Raw genomic sequence first — 16,087 nt, forward strand, 5'->3', positions numbered from 1 at the left:
TCAATCCATATTCGGTATGAAAAAGTGAAATCGTACATTATTTTTGTAAAAGTGAGGATTCATACAGATATGAGCAGCGCCGAAAAATTCGTGGTCGATCTCGGCGAACGGCCGTCATTGCCTGTCTCCGGTGGCGAGGGGCGTTATCCGGTTCGCCGCATCTATTGCATCGGCCGCAACTATGTTGCGCATGTCGAGGAAATGGGCGGCGATCCGAAGCTGGATTTCCCGATCGTCTTCCAGAAGCCGACCGACAGCATCGAGCAGGACGGCGCAATCCTTCCCTATCCGACGATGACGGACAACTATCACTACGAGCTGGAACTCGTCGTCGCCATGAAGTCGGGCGGCTACAACATCCCCGTCGAGGAGGCGCTGGACCACGTCTATGGATATGCCGTCGGCCTCGACATGACGCGCCGCAGCGTCAACGGACAGTCGGACCGTCCGAACCAGCCCTGGGAGCTTGGCAAGGCGTTCGACAATTCCTGCCCCGTCGGCACCATCCATCCCGTTGAAAAGGTCGGCCATGTCGATACGGGCGCGATCCGGCTCACCGTCAATGGCGATGCGAAGCAGGATTCGGACCTCGGACTGATGATCTGGCGCACGCCGGAGATCATTTCGAACCTGTCGCGCTATTTCGCTTTGCAGGCGGGCGACATCATCCTGACGGGCACGCCGAACGGCGTCGGCCCGGTCGTGCCCGGCGACGTGCTGGTCGGCAGCATCGACAAGCTGGGTTCGCTCTCCGTCACCATCAGCGACCCGGTCTGAGACGGGCGAAAAATCTGATCATGAAAAGACCCGGGCGATTGTGTCGCCTGGGTCTTTTCTGTCTCACAATCCGAGCGCAATACCGTCCTTGCGATGGTCCGATGCGCCCCACAGCACGTTGCGCTCGCGATCGATCCAGATCGCCTGGCAGCCGCCGAGCGGCTCGTCCGCCCAGCGCGTGGCGTGGCCGCGCCGTTCGAGCTCATGTTTTACCTCGGCGGGGATGGTCGGCTCCAGGCTGATCGCGCTGTCGGTGAAGAAGCTGCGCGGCTGGTCGCTCGCCATCTGCACGTCGAGGCCGCGATCGACGATCTGCGACAGGATATGGACATGGCCGACCGCCTGGTATTGCCCACCCATGACGCCGAAGGACATGACGGGCCGCCCGTCGCGCAGGACGATGGCGGGAATGATCGTGTGGAACGGCAGCTTGCGCGGGCCGATGGCATTGGGGCTTTCGGGATCGAGCGAGAAGCCGCAGCCGCGGTTTTGAAGAAGCACGCCGGCCTTGGGCGCATAGATGCCGCTGCCGAAGGCGAAGAAGATCGAGTTGATCAGCGAGATCGCATTGCCCTCGGCATCGACGACGGTGACGTAGACCGTATCGCGGTGCACCGGCATGTCGTAGTCCGCCACAGCGCTGGCGCGCGCCATGTCGATCTTGCCGCGCAGGCCGGCAATGAAGGGTTCGGCCAGAAGGTCGTTGACCGAATGGCGCATCGCGTCCGGGTCGGCGATATAGAGGTCGCGCTGGCGGTAGGCCGCCTTGGTGGCCTCGGTGAACAGGTGAATGCGATCGGCTTCGCCGAGGTCCGGATCGCCGAGATCGAACCCATCCAGAATACGGGCGATGATCAGGGCTGCAAGGCCCTGACCGTTGGGCGGGCATTCGAGCAGGTCGTAGTCACGGTAGGAAGCGCTGATCGGCTGCGTCTCGAAAGCGGAATAGGTGTCGAAGTCCTCGATCGTGTGCAGGCCGCCGAGGCTTTGCAGCGTGGCGACCATGTCTTCGGCGACCGCGCCCTTGTAGAAGGCGTCGCGGCCTTCGCGGGCGATGTGCTCCAGCGTTGCGCCGAGCGTCGGATTGTCCAGCCGGGCACCGACGGCGGGTGGCAGGCCGCCCGGCAGGTATTGGGCGACGGAGGCGGGGTAGGGGCGCAGCCGGTCGGCATAACGCGCCCAATCGTGTGCCACGCGCGGGGTGATGACGAAGCCTTCATAGGCGGCGTCGATGGCGGGCTTCAGGATCGCTGCGAGCCCGAGCTTGCCGTAGCGCGTGCTGAGATGGCTCCAGGCATCGACGGCACCGGGGATGGTCACGGCATGAACCGAGCCATCGGGTATCGCCTTGAGGCCGAGGGCGGTCAGCCGCTCGACCGTCGCGGCGGCCGGGGCGCGGCCCGAGCCGTTGAGGGCGATCGGCGTCTTGTCGGCCGGTGCGTAAAGCGCAAAGCAGTCGCCGCCGATGCCCGTCATGTGCGGATCGATGACGCCCTGCAACGCAACCGCTGTAATCGCCGCGTCCACCGCATTGCCGCCGGCCTCCAAGATGCGTAGCGCCGCCTTGGTGGCCTGCGGATGCGAGGTCGCGACCATGGCCCTACCTGCCAGGGCGACAGACTTTCCAGGGCGCATGAAATCGCGTTCGACAATGGTGTCGCCAATCATGGCAGATCCTCAAGATATGTGGCTGCCGCCGTGTCGCAGATGACAACTGCCCGCAGCATTTTATGACGCAAAGAGAGGGTGAACTAAATAAGGATGGGGCCGGTGGCGTCAACACATATCATAGCGAATTTTTGCATAAATGGCAAAATCATACATTTTTTAAAATCACCCTTGAACGGATGAGTGCGATTCAACAAGAGGGTAGGCCGACGAGAAAATCTCCGACATGGGCGGGTGATGCACGGTGCGGTCGGGATATTTGGCGGTCATGGCATCGAACTGCCGTTGCGCCTGGCGTCCATAGGCGTCGAAATCCACGCCGGGAATGATGTGGTCCTCCATGACCGGTCTTCCATCGATGAAGACGCTCCTGACGTCGCGGCCGCTGCCTGTGAGCATCAGCGTCTGGATCGGGTCGATCACCGGGCCGACATCGGGGGTCGACAGATCGAACACCACGATATCCGCCCGTGCGCCGGGTTGCAGCCGTCCGAGGTCGGGCCGGCCGAGTGCGTCGGCGCCGCCCACCGTCGCGGCGTCGAAATAGTCTTCCGACCGTACCGTGGTCACGCTGCGGTCGAGCACGCGGTTGACCAGCATGCCGACCTGCATGTTCAGAACCATGTCCGGTGGCGCGGTATCGGTGCCGAGCGCCAGCCTCATGCCCTTTTCGCGGAAGCTGGAGAAAGTCGCGAGCGCGTCTCCGTGGCGCGCCGCCACCAGCGGGCAATGCACGATGACCGATCCGCGATCCCGGATGATATCGAGATCGTTGCCAGCCTCGTCCATGTTGCGCGATGGGCTGACATAGGTGCCATGCGGCAAAAGCGTGCGGCGGTTCAGGAAGCCGAGACTGTCCAGCCATTCGACGGAGGTCTTGCCGTGCAGGTGCCGAACCGTATCCCGCTCGAAGCGGCCCTGGTTGCAATGAAGCCGGACAGGCACCGCAAGGTCTGAGCCCGCCAGAGCCGTTTGCGACAGCAGAGTTTCAGTGCATGTCTCTATACGATCCGGGGCAAGCATGGTTCGAACACGGCCGAAGGCCTTGCCCTCGAAATCCTTGCAGAAGCGCACCGCGTCGGCGAGCCCGCGAAGACCTCGCTCTTCGTCGAAGAACAGGGATACGGCGCCATTGTCGGAAACGAACGGGTTGCCGGTTCGATAGGCCGGTCCCAGATAGACCCGCATGCCAAGGTCTTCGGCAGCCACGGCCGCGGCGGCAAATTCGGCATAGGTCTCGCCCCACTCCCGGTAATAGAGCGAGGCGATCGGCAATGCGGTGGTGATACCGTTGCGGATCAGCCGGGCAAAGGCATAGCGCTTCTGGAAGGCGAGCTCGTCGGGCGAATACATTTCATAGGGGCCGCGGTCCATATAGCTTTGCGGCCAGGTCCGGCCTTTTTTCCATTCCGGGTGGTTGTCGTAGGAAAAAACCGTGGTGTCGAGATCCGACAAGGCATCGAGGTCGATCATGCCCGGCGCGATCAGCGCCTCGCCATAGTCGATGCGGCGCGCCACCACGCCGGGAAAACCATGGCCCACGAAGATCACCTGGCCGCGCTCGAAGACAATCTCGCCGCGATGCACGAGCGTGTGGCGACCCTCGGCGTGCCCGACGATCCAGCGTGCCGAAAGCATGGTGCGGCCGGTCTGCTCATTCATGTTCATGTTCCTTCAATGAGATCAGGGCGTTGCAGGCTGGAGCGGAAAGTGGCAGGCCACCCGGCGGCCGTTCTGCTCCTCCAGCGCGGGCGCGACCCGCTTGCAGATGTCCTGGGCCTGCGGGCAGCGCGGGTGGAAACGGCACCCAGAGGGAGGGTCGAGGGGGCTTGGAACTTCGCCGGCGAGCTGTTTGCGCTGCCGATTCGGAGCCTCCAGATCAGGGATCGTGTCGATCAGCAGCCGTGTATAGGGATGGCGCGGATTGCGGAACAGCTGTTCGGTCGGCGCCTGTTCCACGATGCCGCCGAGATACATCACGGCGATATGGTCGGAGGCATGCCGCACCACCGCAAGATTGTGGCTGATGAACATATAGGTGAGGTGAAACTGGCCCTGGATTTCCTTCATCAGGTTCAGGATCTGCGCCTGGACGGACACGTCGAGCGCCGAGGTGGGCTCGTCGCAGACCAGGAACTCCGGCTCGGTCGCAAGCGCTCTTGCGATGGAAATACGCTGCCGCTGGCCACCCGAGAAGGCATGCGGATATTTTTCGCCGTCGCCGCGCATCAAGCCCACAAGACCGAGCAACTCGTCGACGCGTTTTCCTATCGCCGCACCCTTCCGGATTCCGAGCTCGCGGATGGGCTCGGCGATGATGTCCTTGACCCGCCAGCGCGGGTTGAGGCTCGCATAAGGGTCCTGGAAGATCATCTGGACGCGCATGCGGCCGCCCGAGCCTGCGCCGCCGGAATAGGTCAGGCTGCCGTTGGTCGGCGTGTAAAGCCCGACCGCAAGGCGCGCGATGGTGGACTTGCCGCAGCCGCTTTCCCCGACGATCGCGAACGTGCTGCCGCGCGGAACGGCAAAGCTGACGCCGTCGACCGCCTTCAGGGTGCGCTTGGGCTTTCGTCCCAGCATGCGGACCAGCCATGGCTCCGAGGCATCGAACCAGAGGGCCAGGTCCGAGGCTTTAAGGGCGATGTCGTCATGCATAGGAATGTCCTTCTCCTGCGCGCCAGCAGGCCGCCTGACTGTTGCCGATGGGCAAGAGTTCCGGGCGCTCGGCGCATTTGTCGATGCGTTTCGGGCAGCGGGGTGCGAAGGGACAGCCGGACGGGACCGAGCCCGGTCGGGGCATGGCGCCATCGATCTGCACCAGCCGCTCGCGCCGGCGGTTGAGGCTGGGGATCGAGCCGATCAATCCGGCGGTATAGACATGCTTGGGTGACCTCAGCACCTCCTCGACCGGGCCGATTTCCACCAGCCGCCCGGCATACATCACTGCCACGCGGTCCGCCGCCTCCGCGATGACGCCCATGTCATGCGTGACCAGCAGGATCGCCGTCTGGTGCTCGCGGCACATGGTCTTGAGCAGGGATATGATCTGGGCCTGGATCGAAACATCCAGGGCGGTCGTCGGCTCGTCCGCGATGATCAGTTTTGGATCGGCGCAGAGTGCCAGGGCGATCACGACGCGCTGGCGCATGCCGCCCGAAAACTGGTGCGGATAGTGATCGATGCGCAGCTCCGGTGCCGGAATGCCCACCGCGCGCAGCAGGTCGAGCGCGCGCTGCCGCGCCTGACGACGGTTCACCGGCAGATGTGTGAGGATGGTTTCCGCGATCTGGTCGCCGATGCGCATGAGCGGATCGAGAGAGGTCAGTGGATCCTGGAAGATGGCCGCGATCGATCGGCCGCGAAGCTTGCGCATGTCACGCGGCGCAAGCGTGTCGATGCGCCGGCCATCGAGCGATATCTGGCCCTCGGCGATCCGTCCCGGCGGATCGATCAGCCCGATGATGGCATTGCCCGACAGGGATTTGCCGGCGCCGGATTCTCCGACCAGGCCGAGTATTTCGCCCGGCGCCATGTCGAAACTGACCCGGTCCAGCGCACGCACGCTGCCGCGCCGCGTGACGAAGTCGATACTGAGGTCGCGCACGGTGAGAAGAGGGGAGGGATCGGGTCGGTCCGTCGGTGTGTTCGTCATGGGATTTCCGCCTGGCCTTTCGAGATCCACAAGCATCAAGGCGCCTCCACCAGGGCCTTGCCGTCACGCGCCACCACGCGACCGCGCTTCAGCACCAGTTTGCGGGGCGGAAGCGTCACGACGGCCTCCGTGACGTTTCGGCCGGCGACGACGACGAGATCCGCAAAGGCGCCTACGGTGAGGCCGTAATCGGCCAGTCCCATGACCTTTGCGCCGCCGTAGGTGCACACATCGACGGCGCGCTCGATCTCGATGTCCTGGCTCAGATTGTTGCGCTGGCTGAGGATTTGCGCGCGTTCCAGCATGTCGGCATTGCCGAAGGGCGCCCAGAGGTCGCGCATGCCGTCCGTGCCCGAACAAACCGTGATGCCGGCATCCAGCGCCCGGATGAGCGGCGGCACGGGAACCATCGAGGGGCCGGTCGACATCAGCGCGACGTCGGCGGTTGCGATCTCGTCGAGCAGGCGCGAAATGCCGAGATAGTCGTTTGCACCGAGCGAGAAAGCGTGGCTGACCGTGACCTTGCCGGAAAGGCCGTGCGCCCGCGTGCGCTCAAGGATCATCCGGAATGAGAACATGCCGAGTTCGCCCGGTTCGTGCAGGTGGATGTCGATGGGCTTTGCATGTTTGACCGCGAGGTCGAAGACCAGGTCGAGATGGCCTTTCGGGTCGTGGTCGATCGAGCACGGATCGAGCCCGCCCACCACGTCCGCACCCTGCCTGAGGGCTTCATCCATCAGTTCGGCGGTGCCCTTGCGGCTCACGAGGCCCGATTGCGGGAAGGCGACGATGTCGATGTCGATGACATCGCTGTATCGGCTGCGCGTCGCGCTCACGCCCTCGAAATCTGCCAGCCCGTTTTCGGTGTCGATATCGACATGGCTGCGGATTGCCGTCGAGCCCTTGGCGATGGACATGACCACCTGGCGCGCGGACTGCCGTGCTGTATCGAGCCCGACGACCCGCTTCATCTGCCGCTCGTTGTCGATCTTTTCGCGGATTTCCGGGCCGAGCCTGTTTTCCACCCAGTCCATGCCGAGAAGCGTCTTGTCGAGATGGGTATGCGCCTCGACGAGGCCGGGCAGCAGGAGCGCATGGTCGCAGTCCTCGACGGCAGCACCGGTGCGGTCGAGGCCCGGCGCGATGGCTGCGATGCGGCCGTTGCTGATGCCGACGTCGGTGATCACCTTGTCCACGCGGACGTTAGAAAGTACGAGGTCAAACATATCGAGCCTATTTCAATTTCGGGTTGAGGGCGTCGCGCAGCCAGTCGCCGAGCAGGTTGACGGCGAGGATGATCAGCGTCAGTTGAAGGGCGGGGAACAGCACGATCCACCAGGTGCCCGAGAAGAAATACTGGTTTCCCAGCCGTATCAGCGTTCCAAGCGAGGGCTGTGCGCTGGGCATGCCGACGCCGAGAAACGACAGCGTCGCTTCGGCGAGGATCGCCAGCCCGAGGTTGAGCGTGCCCGTGACCAGGGCCGGCGTCATGACGTTCGGCAGGATGTGCTTGAGGATGATGCGCCGCCGCGGCACGTTGATGATGCGGGCGGCCATGACATATTCCTTGCGCGCCTCGACCATCGTCACCGCGCGCACCATGCGGGCGTAGACCACCCAACTGGTGAGCGACAGGGCGAGCACGAGGATCAGCGGTGCGAAGGTATCCCGGTATTCGACCGGCAGCAGTCCGCGAAAGATCGCGCTGACGAGGATGGCGACAAGCAGTGTCGGGATCGACATGACAGCATCGGCAAGCCGCATCAGAAGATTGTCGAGCGCACCGCCGATATAGCCGGCCAGAAGCCCGACGAGCACGCCGATCGTCATCGACACGGCGACGCTGGCCACGCCGATGACAAGCGAGATGCGCGATCCGTAGACGATGGCCGAAAGAACGTCCCGGCCCTGCATGTCGGTGCCCAGCACATAGGGCATCGCCCCGCCTTCCGACCAGACGGGCGGAAGGTTCGCCTTGTCCAGGAAGAGCTGCATGATGTCGAAGGGGTTCTGCGGCATCAGCACGCCGGCGAAGATCGACGTGAAGGCGATGACCAGGAGAACCGTCGCCGACACCACGGCCAACGGGCTGTTGCGAAAATTCCAGGCGAGATCGGAATCCCACAGCCGTGCGACATGGACGCGCAGGGTCTCGCGTTCGACCTTGGGTTCAACGGACATTGCTGCCTCCAATCGCCGTGGCGCCCATGCGCGGATCGACAACGACATAGATCAGGTCGGTGATGAGATTGATCAGGATGAAGATGCAGCAGACGATCATGAGGTATGCCGCCATGACCGGGATATCCACGTACTGGACCGACTGCACGAAGAGGAAGCCCATTCCCGGCCACTGGAAGACGATCTCGGTGACGAGCGCGAAAGCGATCAGGTCGCCGATCAGCATGCCCGTGATGGTGACCACGGGCATCAGACAGTTGCGCAGGCCATGGCGGAAATAGATGGCGCGTGCCCGCAGTCCGCGTGCCCTTGCGAAGCGGATGAAATCCGTTCGAAGGACTTCAAGCATTTCCGACGTCACCAGCCGCATGATGAAGGAGATCTGGAACAGGGCGAGCGAGATTGCCGGCATGATCAGGGCGTAGCGCCCGCTGCTCGTCAGCAGCCCCGTCGTCCAGAAGCCGAGATCGACCACCTCGCCGCGCCCGAAAGCGGGCAGGACCTGAAGCTCGATGGAGAAGGCCAGGATCAGCAGGATGCCGATCACGAAGGCGGGCACCGATACGCCGATCATCGAGATGATATGCGCCACGCGGACCATGAAGGAGCCGCCGTTGATCGCCGCGAAAACCCCGAGCGGCAGCCCGATGAGCAGGGCGGCAATGGAGGAGACCATCACGAGTTCGAAGGTCGCGGGGAAGCGCTCCGCAATCACCCCCATCACGGGCAGCTGGTTTCGGTAGCTCATGCCGAAGTCGCCCTGAACGGCATTGGCGACGAATTTGACGAACTGCACCGGCACCGGATCGTTCAGGCCGAGGCGTTGCGTGAGCGCATCGCGCTCTTCCTGCGTCGCCTGCGGGTTCAGCATCAACTGCACCGGATCGCCGAGGAACTTGAAGATCGTGAAGGCGAGCAGGGCCACGAAGAGAAGGACGACGACGGCATTGGCCAGTCGCTTTAGGACGAGAAGCAACATCCGTGATTTCCCGATGTAATTGCATGATGTCCACGCCGCCGCGGGCAACGGCACGCGGCGGCGTGGTCAGGGCGCTATTCGGCCATGTGGGTCAGCCAGTGACGCGCCTTGTTGTCGGACAGCTGAAGCACATCCTTGACGTTCGATCCGACCGCCCAGGCCATGGGCTGCTGGTGAACGGGAATGAACATCGACAGGTCGTTGGCGCGTTGCAGCGCCTTGGACTGAAGCGCGAGCCGGGCGGTGCGGTCGATGGTGCGGCCGGCCTCGTCGATCAGCCCGTCGATCTCTGCGTCTTTCCATGCGCCCCAGTTAAAGACGCCGGCATTGCCCGTCTTGGAATGAACGACCTGGACCAGGATGGAATAGCTGTCGAGCATCGGTTCATTGGCCCAGCCAAGCGTGCCGACGTCGAATTGCAGCGTGTCGAACTTGGCATCCTGGATCGTCGTCGGTCCCACATTGAGGTTGGGCCGAAGGCCGACGCGCGCCCACATGGCGGAGACCGCCTGGCAGATCTGCTCCTCGTTCACGAATTCCGTGTTCCTGCACAGGAAGGAGAACGAGAAGCCGTTCGGATAGCCGGCTTCCGCGAGCAGCGCCTTGGCCTTGTCGGGGTCGTAGCTCAGGCGTTTGTCGAGGTCGGGCACGTAGCCGGGAATGGCCGGAGCGACCAGCGAGCCGGTGGTGCGCGACAGGCCGCTCATGACGACCTTCTGGATCGCGTCCGCATCGATCGCGTGATACAGCGCCTGGCGCACCTTGATGTCCTGCAACGGGTTCTTGTCCGTGACATCGGATTCGAACGCCTTGGGAGACTGGTTCATGACCAGGAAGATCGTGCGCAGTTCGTTGTTCGAGAGCACCTTGACGTTCGACGATGCCTGCAGGCGGGGAATGTCCTGCAGCGGCGCCTGGTTCGTGAAGTCGATCTCGCCCGAGATGAGGGCCGCCACGCGCGTCGCCGGCGAGGTGATCGGCGTCATGACGATGCGGTCGATATTGTGCTGCCGCTTGTCCCACCAATCCGGGTTGACGTCGAAGACGGTCTCGACGTCCGGCTTGCGGGAAATGAACTTGAACGGGCCGGTGCCGTTTGCATGGCTGGTGGCATAGCCCTCCACGCCCTTGGCCACGTCGGTGGGCGCCTCCGCCTTGTTGGTCACCAGCCAGCCCTGGTCGAAGATGTGGATGTTGGTGAGGTCATTCAGCAGCAGCGGATAGTTTTCCGTGACATGGATATCGACGGTATGGTCGTCGATCTTTTCCGAGCTCACATAGGCCGGCAGGTTTCCGCGAAGGGGCGACGTCTGGTCGCTCACCCGCTTCAGCGAGGCAAGCACGTCGTCGGCGGTGAAGTCCGCGCCATCATGGAACTTCACACCCTTGCGCAGATGAAACCGCCAGACCGTCGGGCTGACGACTTCCCATTTTTCGGCCAAAGCCGGCTCGATCTGCAACGTCGCGTCGTAGCGCACGAGGCCTTCATAGACGTGGTTCAGAACGGAGAGCGTGAACGTATCCCCGTACGAATACGGATCCATGGATACGATGTCGCGCTGAGGCGCCCACCGCATCGTGGCGGCGATAGCGGGTGCCGCCATCGCTGTCGTGAGCGCAAGCGCCATCGCTGCTGATTTTATAGTCAACATTCCCACCTCCTGTTTGACAGTTAGTCTGTCTTGACGTTCCCGGTTTTTGTGTTTGCCCGCATGGCGGAGTGAATGGGCTACCGTATGCGTTCAGCGCCAGTTCACAATTTAGTGTCATGAGGAATGTATGAAATGTCAACGCTACTTTGTATAATTTTTTTGTATGCAATTATTGCAAATAAAGCGCGAATACACCCTCCGCTATACATCCGTAAGCGGAGTCATTTCTTGAAAATGGGTATCGGTCGGGCGTGTCGCCGAGGGCCGGAAGGTGCCTTGACAACCTCACAAGGGGAGTCGTATCAGACTGTTAGGAAAGTTACCAGACGGTTTGTGTGAAAATGGATGTTCTTGCCGGCAGCCCCCGCGTGTTGCGAACGCTCAACGAAAAAGCCGTGCTGGAAAGGCTGCTTTCGGCCGGTCCCCTGACCCGTACGGAGCTCGAAGCCTTCACCGGCCTTTCGAAGCCGGCAATGTTCGAATTGCTGCGGCGCCTGGAGGCGGCCGGGCTGATCTACCGGGATGGTGAAAAGGCCGGCACGTCCGGCCCAAAGGCGGGCCTCTGGTCGATCGAGCCGACATCGAGCTTCGTCGTCGGCATCGATGTCACGCGCCACGGCATCAATGCCGCGCTGGCCGATTTGACGGGCAAAACCATCGCCACGGCCTACCGGGCCTGCGAGCCGGACGAACGCTACGATGCGCATCACCGGCTGTTCAACGTCGTCGAGGAGCTGACGCAGCAGGCCGCCTTTCAACCCGGTGCGATCGACCAGTTTGTCGTGGGCCTGCCGGGCATCGTCGACATCGAACACGGCAATCTCCGCAAGGGCCAGCAGCTTCCGAACTGGGAGAGCTTCCACATCGCCGACGCCATCAGCGAGTGGATCGGCCATGGCCATGTGCTGATCGAAAATGACGTCAACCTGGCTGCCCTGGAGGAAATGTCCTCGGGTGTGGCGCGGGGCATCCAGTCCTTCATCCTGTTCTGGATGGGCGACGGCGTCGGGGCGGGCGTGGTGATCGATGGCAAGCTCCTGCGCGGAACGACAGGAGCGGCGGGCGAGCTGGGTGGCATCGTCGTCGCGCACCGGACTGACGGCTCGCAGCCCGATGGCCTCGCGCCGCTTGAGAATCTCCTCAGCCAGTCCGCGATCGAGGAACTGGCCGCGAGCTACGGCTTGACGGGCGCGGATTGTGTCGACGCCATCCGCAGGGCTGCCAAAGCCCACGACCATCCCGGCTTTTTTACCGAGCTGGCGCAGCGCGTAACGGCGGGCCTTGCCGGTGCGATCGGAATTCTCGATCCGCAGATGGTGGTGCTGGGCGGCGTCATGGGCAGGGCGGCCGGGGCGCCGCTGGTGGAACATGTCATCGAAAATCTCCGTCCGCTGATCGTCTCCTTGCCGGTGATCGTCGCTTCAGCCGTCAAGGAGAGCGGCGCGCGCGATGGTGCTGTCGCGCTGGCGCTGCGCCATGCGCGCGAGCGCCTTTTTGCCGGGGGCAGTGCCGCACGCGGGCAGCCGTAAATATCCCTCATCATTCAAGCGATCGCCCGCGCGAACCGGGAACGGTCCTTTGCGCTCTTCATTTTCCAGGAGTTTCAGAATGTCTTATCCCCTCAAGGTCATCGTCGTTGTCGCGCATCCCGATGAGGCGGAGCTTTATACCGGCGGCACGACGGCCCGGCTGGCGCGCGCCGGTGCGGCGGTAAAATATCTGTCGCTGACCAATGGCGACGCCGGACATCACCAGGTTTCACGCAAGCCCCTGCGCCGCCGGAGGGCGAACGAGGCCTATGCGGCGGCACGCCATCTGGGTGTGCTGGACTACGAAATCCTGAATATCCACGATGGCGAACTGATGCCCGACGCAGCCCTGCGCAAGGCCCTGATCGCATCGGTGCGGCGGTGGCAGGCCGATATCGTCATCACGTTCCATGACGATTGCCCCGGCCATACCGACAACCGCATGGCCGGGCGGGCGGTGCGCGAAGCTGCCGGGTTCTTTGCCAATGCCAATGTCGTGCCCGGCATGCCCGCGCTTGCAAGGCCACCCATCTGCCTCAAAATCACCGACCACTGGGCTCTCGCAGCCCATCGCCATGATGTCGTTATCGGGGTGGATCCCTTTATCGACCAGAAACTGAGGGCGTGCGACGAACATGCCAGCCAGTTCTACGAATTCGCCCTCTACGAGCGGGGCATGCGCAACGACACGATTGCTCAATCGAGCTGGGAAGAGCGGCGCGCGTTTATCCTGAAAAACTGGGGGGAGTTCATGTATGCCAGCCCGGACATGCTCAAGGCGCTGACCGCGCTCGACAGCGAAGCCGAAGCGCCGAGCTTCGCGGAGAGCTTTCAATTGGCCGACTACGGGCGCGAGACGACGGCCGCGGACGTATATGATCTCCTGTGCACCGGCACGCCCATCAAGGAATAGGCGCTGCTTCTATTTGTCGCCCGCGCCGCGACGCATGCCGTCCAGCATCAGCCGCATCATATTGTCGGTAAAATCCGTGCCGACGTCCGGTGCGGGATTGGAAAGGCTTGCGACCGCGCGCAGCAACTCGTTCGGCTTCAGGCCATCTCTGATCTCGCCTGCCTCGACCGCCGTGTCGAGAAGCCCCTGCAGGGCCGGGCGCAGCTTTTTCTCGAAATAGGCGGGAAGGGCTTCATAGGCAGGGTCGCCGGAATGCAGCGCTGCGGCGAGACCCCGCTTGGCTGCGATGAACGCGACGTAACGGTTCATCCATTTGGCCAGCGCCTCGAAGGGCGCATTGTCCTGCGAAAGCGCTGCGGCCGCATCGGCGCAGGCGTCGATCTCGCGCCGGAACACCTCCTTGATGAGATCGGAGCGCTGCGGAAAATGGCGGTAGAGCGTGCCGACGCCCACACCGGCTTCCTTCGCGATTTCCCGGACCGGCGCATCGACGCCGGACTTCGAGAAGACCGCCATGGCCGCAACGAGAAGGTCGTCGATATTGCGCCGCGCGTCGGCGCGCAGATGCTTGCGGTCGGCGCCGTTATCATCCCCGGATGTGTTCGCGATCTCGGGATTGTCGTCCATCACAGTTTCCCACTTGTTAAACGGAACGTCGTTCCATATATTCGGATCATGGTTCCGGTTACCTTTGTCTAAACCAACAGCGCGCGGTTGGCCATAGGAACAATCCAGGAGAACAAAAATGCACGACAAGCCAGTCGCCCTCGTTACGGGCGCCAACAAGGGTATTGGACGCCAGATCGCAAGGGAGCTTGCCGCCAATGGCCTGACGGTCCTCGTGGGGAGCCGCGACCTTACGAAAGGAGAGGAGGCCGCCGCCGACATTGCCGGTAACGCCATCGCCATTCAGCTCGATGTCACGAACGAAGCCTCCATCGCAGCCGCTGCCGAACGCATCCAAACGGAGTTCGGCCGCCTCGACGTGCTTGTGAACAATGCGGGCATAGCCAGCACGGCGGAGCCCGGAACCTCCTTCGAGGAGCGCCTGAAGCAGAATGTCCCGAGCACGGCCTCCATGGACTATATCCGGGCAATCTACGAGACGAACGTCTTCGGCCTCATGGCCGTGACGAAGGCCATGCTGCCGCTCCTCCGGCAGGCGCCCGCCGGCCGGATCGTCAACCTTGGAAGCTCGTCCGGATCCCTCACGCTGAATGCAAATCCGACCTTCGAATACCGCCATGTCTTCGGCGCGGCATACAGCCCTTCCAAGGCCACGGTCCACGCCGTGACGCTGGCTTTCGCGATCGAGCTTGAGAACACGAACATCAAGGTCAATGCAGCATGCCCGGGCTTCACGGCCACCGATCTCAACGGTTTCCGCGGAACGCGCACGGTCGAGCAGGGCGCCCGGCAAGCCGTAAGGCTCGCCCTCCTCGGACCGGATGGTCCGACCGGCACGTTCTCGGACGAGGATGGCCCCGTGGCTTGGTGAGGGGCGGGCGGGGCGAAAGCCTCGCTTGCCTTGACGTTTCGTTTCTTGCCCGCTCTGCGCAGATGACTGGGTCGCGTTGGCAGGCATGGCCTTCACGGTATTGACCAACGCGGCGGGGCATGGATCGCTATCCTCATCATCCGTGCCCCGCTGTGCGAAACCGCATTTATATAGGCGCGCTTTCCGAACCGCGCGGATGTGCCTACGGTGTCGGGCGAGACCAACCGTGGAGCATGTTTTGGAACTCAGGCAGCTCAAATATCTGGTGACGGCCGTTGAATGTGGCAGCCTTGGAAAGGCAGCGTCACAGCTTGGAATGGCAACGTCGGCGTTGAGCCAGCAGATCAGCCGCCTCGAAAGCGAGCTTTCCACCCGGCTTCTTGTGCGCGGCGCCTCGGGTGTCACGCCGACGGAGGCTGGTGCCGCCTTCTGCCGGCATGCGACGCTGGCCCTCAGGCATGTCGATGCCGCGGCCGCCACCGCGCAAGGGGCGCGGCTTTCGGGCATGGTTTCGCTGGGATTGGCTCCAACCACGGCGTCCGTCCTGGCCCTGCCGCTCATCAAGGCTATGGCACGGCGCCATCCGAACATTCGTCTTCAACTCGTGGAGGGCATGTCGGGCCATCTTGCGGGGATGCTGAAACTGCGCCAGATCGATCTGGCCGTGCTGTTCAACGCCGAATCCGTGACGTTTGCAAAAACCGAGGCAATTCCCTTGCTCGATGAGAGCCTTTTTCTCATCGGTGCACCGGTGGAAGGTGAGGGGGAACCGGCAAGCGAGCCTGTCACTCTGGCGGAATTGGCAGGACTTCCGCTTATCCTTCCGAGCAGGACGCACGGTCTTCGGGCAAGCCTCGACCGCTCGTTCAGCGCCGCCGATATCGTCCCCAACATCGCGATGGAAATCGATTCCCTGGCCGTGATCATGGAGGCCGTTACGGAAGGGTTGGGCTACACGATACAGCCCGGCGCAGCGCTTGCCCGCCCCTCCACATCGGCGCTCGTTGTTCGGCCCGTTTCCGACGAGGGAGCCCGTAGAACCAATCTCCTGGTAAGCCTTCCGGAGCATGAGCTGTCTCCCGCGGCCCTCGCGCTGCGTGCGCAGCTGCGTAAGGTCGTCGGCGGGCTCGTGCGTGACGGGCGATGGATGGGCGCTACTCTTCACGAATCGTGAAGCCGCCTTCAGTCTTCGATGATGGTCGATATCCGGTGCGTTCCTTAAAGGTTGGTCGAAACCT

14 protein-coding genes are annotated in these 16,087 nt (G+C 62.9%); 5 read left to right on the forward strand and 9 right to left on the reverse strand.

What is annotated here, in order from left to right:
* Positions 1–69 precede the first annotated feature (69 nt).
* The gene (locus tag AC1RWL_RS02560; protein ID WP_493093399.1) at positions 70–777 is read left to right on the forward strand and encodes a fumarylacetoacetate hydrolase family protein; all 708 of its coding nucleotides are present in this window, start codon (positions 70–72) and stop codon (positions 775–777) included.
* 63 nt (positions 778–840) lie between these two features.
* Here the strand turns inward: AC1RWL_RS02560 and ggt are convergent, their stop codons facing one another.
* From ggt to AC1RWL_RS02600, 8 genes are all read right to left on the reverse strand, one after another.
* Positions 841–2,445: a gamma-glutamyltransferase gene (gene ggt / locus AC1RWL_RS02565; RefSeq protein WP_493093398.1), complete on the reverse strand. Its 1,605-nt coding sequence runs from the start codon at positions 2,443–2,445 to the stop codon at positions 841–843.
* 165 nt (positions 2,446–2,610) lie between these two features.
* Positions 2,611–4,107 carry an amidohydrolase family protein gene (locus AC1RWL_RS02570; protein ID WP_493093397.1) on the reverse strand — a complete coding sequence of 499 codons (1,497 nt, stop codon included), beginning with the start codon at positions 4,105–4,107 and terminating at the stop codon, positions 2,611–2,613.
* A 21-nt stretch (positions 4,108–4,128) separates the two neighbouring features.
* Entirely contained in the window at positions 4,129–5,100 is a 972-nt protein-coding gene (locus AC1RWL_RS02575; protein WP_256115133.1) for an ABC transporter ATP-binding protein, read from the reverse strand.
* Positions 5,093–6,097: an ABC transporter ATP-binding protein gene (locus tag AC1RWL_RS02580; RefSeq protein ID WP_493093396.1), complete on the reverse strand. Its 1,005-nt coding sequence runs from the start codon at positions 6,095–6,097 to the stop codon at positions 5,093–5,095. Before AC1RWL_RS02580 ends, AC1RWL_RS02575 begins: the two co-directional genes overlap by 8 nt.
* Before the next feature lie 35 nt (positions 6,098–6,132).
* The gene (locus AC1RWL_RS02585) at positions 6,133–7,323 is read right to left on the reverse strand and encodes an amidohydrolase family protein (protein WP_493093395.1); all 1,191 of its coding nucleotides are present in this window, start codon (positions 7,321–7,323) and stop codon (positions 6,133–6,135) included.
* Positions 7,324–7,330: 7 nt separating this feature from the next.
* A complete protein-coding gene (locus AC1RWL_RS02590; RefSeq protein ID WP_435264474.1) occupies positions 7,331–8,278 on the reverse strand; it encodes an ABC transporter permease in 948 nt (315 codons plus the stop codon).
* On the reverse strand, positions 8,268–9,257 hold the full coding sequence (locus AC1RWL_RS02595) for an ABC transporter permease (RefSeq protein ID WP_256115129.1): 990 nt from the start codon (positions 9,255–9,257) through the stop codon (positions 8,268–8,270). Before AC1RWL_RS02595 ends, AC1RWL_RS02590 begins: the two co-directional genes overlap by 11 nt.
* Positions 9,258–9,331: 74 nt before the next feature.
* Entirely contained in the window at positions 9,332–10,909 is a 1,578-nt protein-coding gene (locus AC1RWL_RS02600; RefSeq protein WP_493093394.1) for an ABC transporter substrate-binding protein, read from the reverse strand.
* A gap of 341 nt (positions 10,910–11,250) precedes the next feature.
* Between AC1RWL_RS02600 and AC1RWL_RS02605 the strand changes: the two genes are divergently transcribed.
* Both AC1RWL_RS02605 and AC1RWL_RS02610 read left to right on the forward strand, forming a co-directional pair.
* The gene (locus tag AC1RWL_RS02605; protein WP_493093393.1) at positions 11,251–12,438 is read left to right on the forward strand and encodes an ROK family transcriptional regulator; all 1,188 of its coding nucleotides are present in this window, start codon (positions 11,251–11,253) and stop codon (positions 12,436–12,438) included.
* Between the two features lie 79 nt (positions 12,439–12,517).
* A complete protein-coding gene (locus AC1RWL_RS02610) occupies positions 12,518–13,351 on the forward strand; it encodes a PIG-L deacetylase family protein (protein ID WP_493158206.1) in 834 nt (277 codons plus the stop codon).
* Between the two features lie 9 nt (positions 13,352–13,360).
* Here AC1RWL_RS02610 and AC1RWL_RS02615 read toward each other — a convergent pair whose 3' ends face one another.
* Positions 13,361–13,978 (reverse strand): TetR/AcrR family transcriptional regulator, encoded by a 618-nt coding sequence (locus AC1RWL_RS02615; protein ID WP_493093391.1) that lies wholly within the window; start codon positions 13,976–13,978, stop codon positions 13,361–13,363.
* A gap of 118 nt (positions 13,979–14,096) precedes the next feature.
* On the opposite strand from AC1RWL_RS02615, the gene AC1RWL_RS02620 reads away from it, so the two are divergent.
* Together AC1RWL_RS02620 and AC1RWL_RS02625 are read left to right on the forward strand one after the other, a co-directional pair.
* A complete protein-coding gene (locus AC1RWL_RS02620) occupies positions 14,097–14,849 on the forward strand; it encodes an SDR family oxidoreductase (RefSeq protein WP_493093390.1) in 753 nt (250 codons plus the stop codon).
* Between the two features lie 238 nt (positions 14,850–15,087).
* Complete coding sequence (locus AC1RWL_RS02625; RefSeq protein WP_493093389.1) at positions 15,088–16,023, forward strand: LysR family transcriptional regulator; 936 nt, start codon at positions 15,088–15,090, stop codon at positions 16,021–16,023.
* Positions 16,024–16,087: the final 64 nt, after the last annotated feature.

This window comes from Shinella sp. GW821-FHT10F02 (assembly GCF_058809275.1).

Excerpts from the sequence above, each read along its gene's own strand:
- AC1RWL_RS02600 (WP_493093394.1), bottom strand. The coding sequence starts at position 10,909 with ATGTTGACTATAAAATCAGCAGCGATGGCGCTTGCGCTCACGACAGCG.
- AC1RWL_RS02610 (WP_493158206.1), top strand. The coding sequence starts at position 12,518 with ATGTCTTATCCCCTCAAGGTCATCGTCGTTGTCGCGCATCCCGATGAG.
- AC1RWL_RS02570 (WP_493093397.1), bottom strand. The coding sequence starts at position 4,107 with ATGAATGAGCAGACCGGCCGCACCATGCTTTCGGCACGCTGGATCGTC.
- AC1RWL_RS02595 (WP_256115129.1), bottom strand. The coding sequence starts at position 9,257 with ATGTTGCTTCTCGTCCTAAAGCGACTGGCCAATGCCGTCGTCGTCCTT.
- AC1RWL_RS02620 (WP_493093390.1), top strand. The coding sequence starts at position 14,097 with ATGCACGACAAGCCAGTCGCCCTCGTTACGGGCGCCAACAAGGGTATT.
- ggt (WP_493093398.1), bottom strand. The coding sequence starts at position 2,445 with ATGATTGGCGACACCATTGTCGAACGCGATTTCATGCGCCCTGGAAAG.
- AC1RWL_RS02590 (WP_435264474.1), bottom strand. The coding sequence starts at position 8,278 with ATGTCCGTTGAACCCAAGGTCGAACGCGAGACCCTGCGCGTCCATGTC.
- AC1RWL_RS02605 (WP_493093393.1), top strand. The coding sequence starts at position 11,251 with ATGGATGTTCTTGCCGGCAGCCCCCGCGTGTTGCGAACGCTCAACGAA.
- AC1RWL_RS02580 (WP_493093396.1), bottom strand. The coding sequence starts at position 6,097 with ATGACGAACACACCGACGGACCGACCCGATCCCTCCCCTCTTCTCACC.
- AC1RWL_RS02585 (WP_493093395.1), bottom strand. The coding sequence starts at position 7,323 with ATGTTTGACCTCGTACTTTCTAACGTCCGCGTGGACAAGGTGATCACC.
- AC1RWL_RS02575 (WP_256115133.1), bottom strand. The coding sequence starts at position 5,100 with ATGCATGACGACATCGCCCTTAAAGCCTCGGACCTGGCCCTCTGGTTC.
- AC1RWL_RS02615 (WP_493093391.1), bottom strand. The coding sequence starts at position 13,978 with ATGGACGACAATCCCGAGATCGCGAACACATCCGGGGATGATAACGGC.
- AC1RWL_RS02560 (WP_493093399.1), top strand. The coding sequence starts at position 70 with ATGAGCAGCGCCGAAAAATTCGTGGTCGATCTCGGCGAACGGCCGTCA.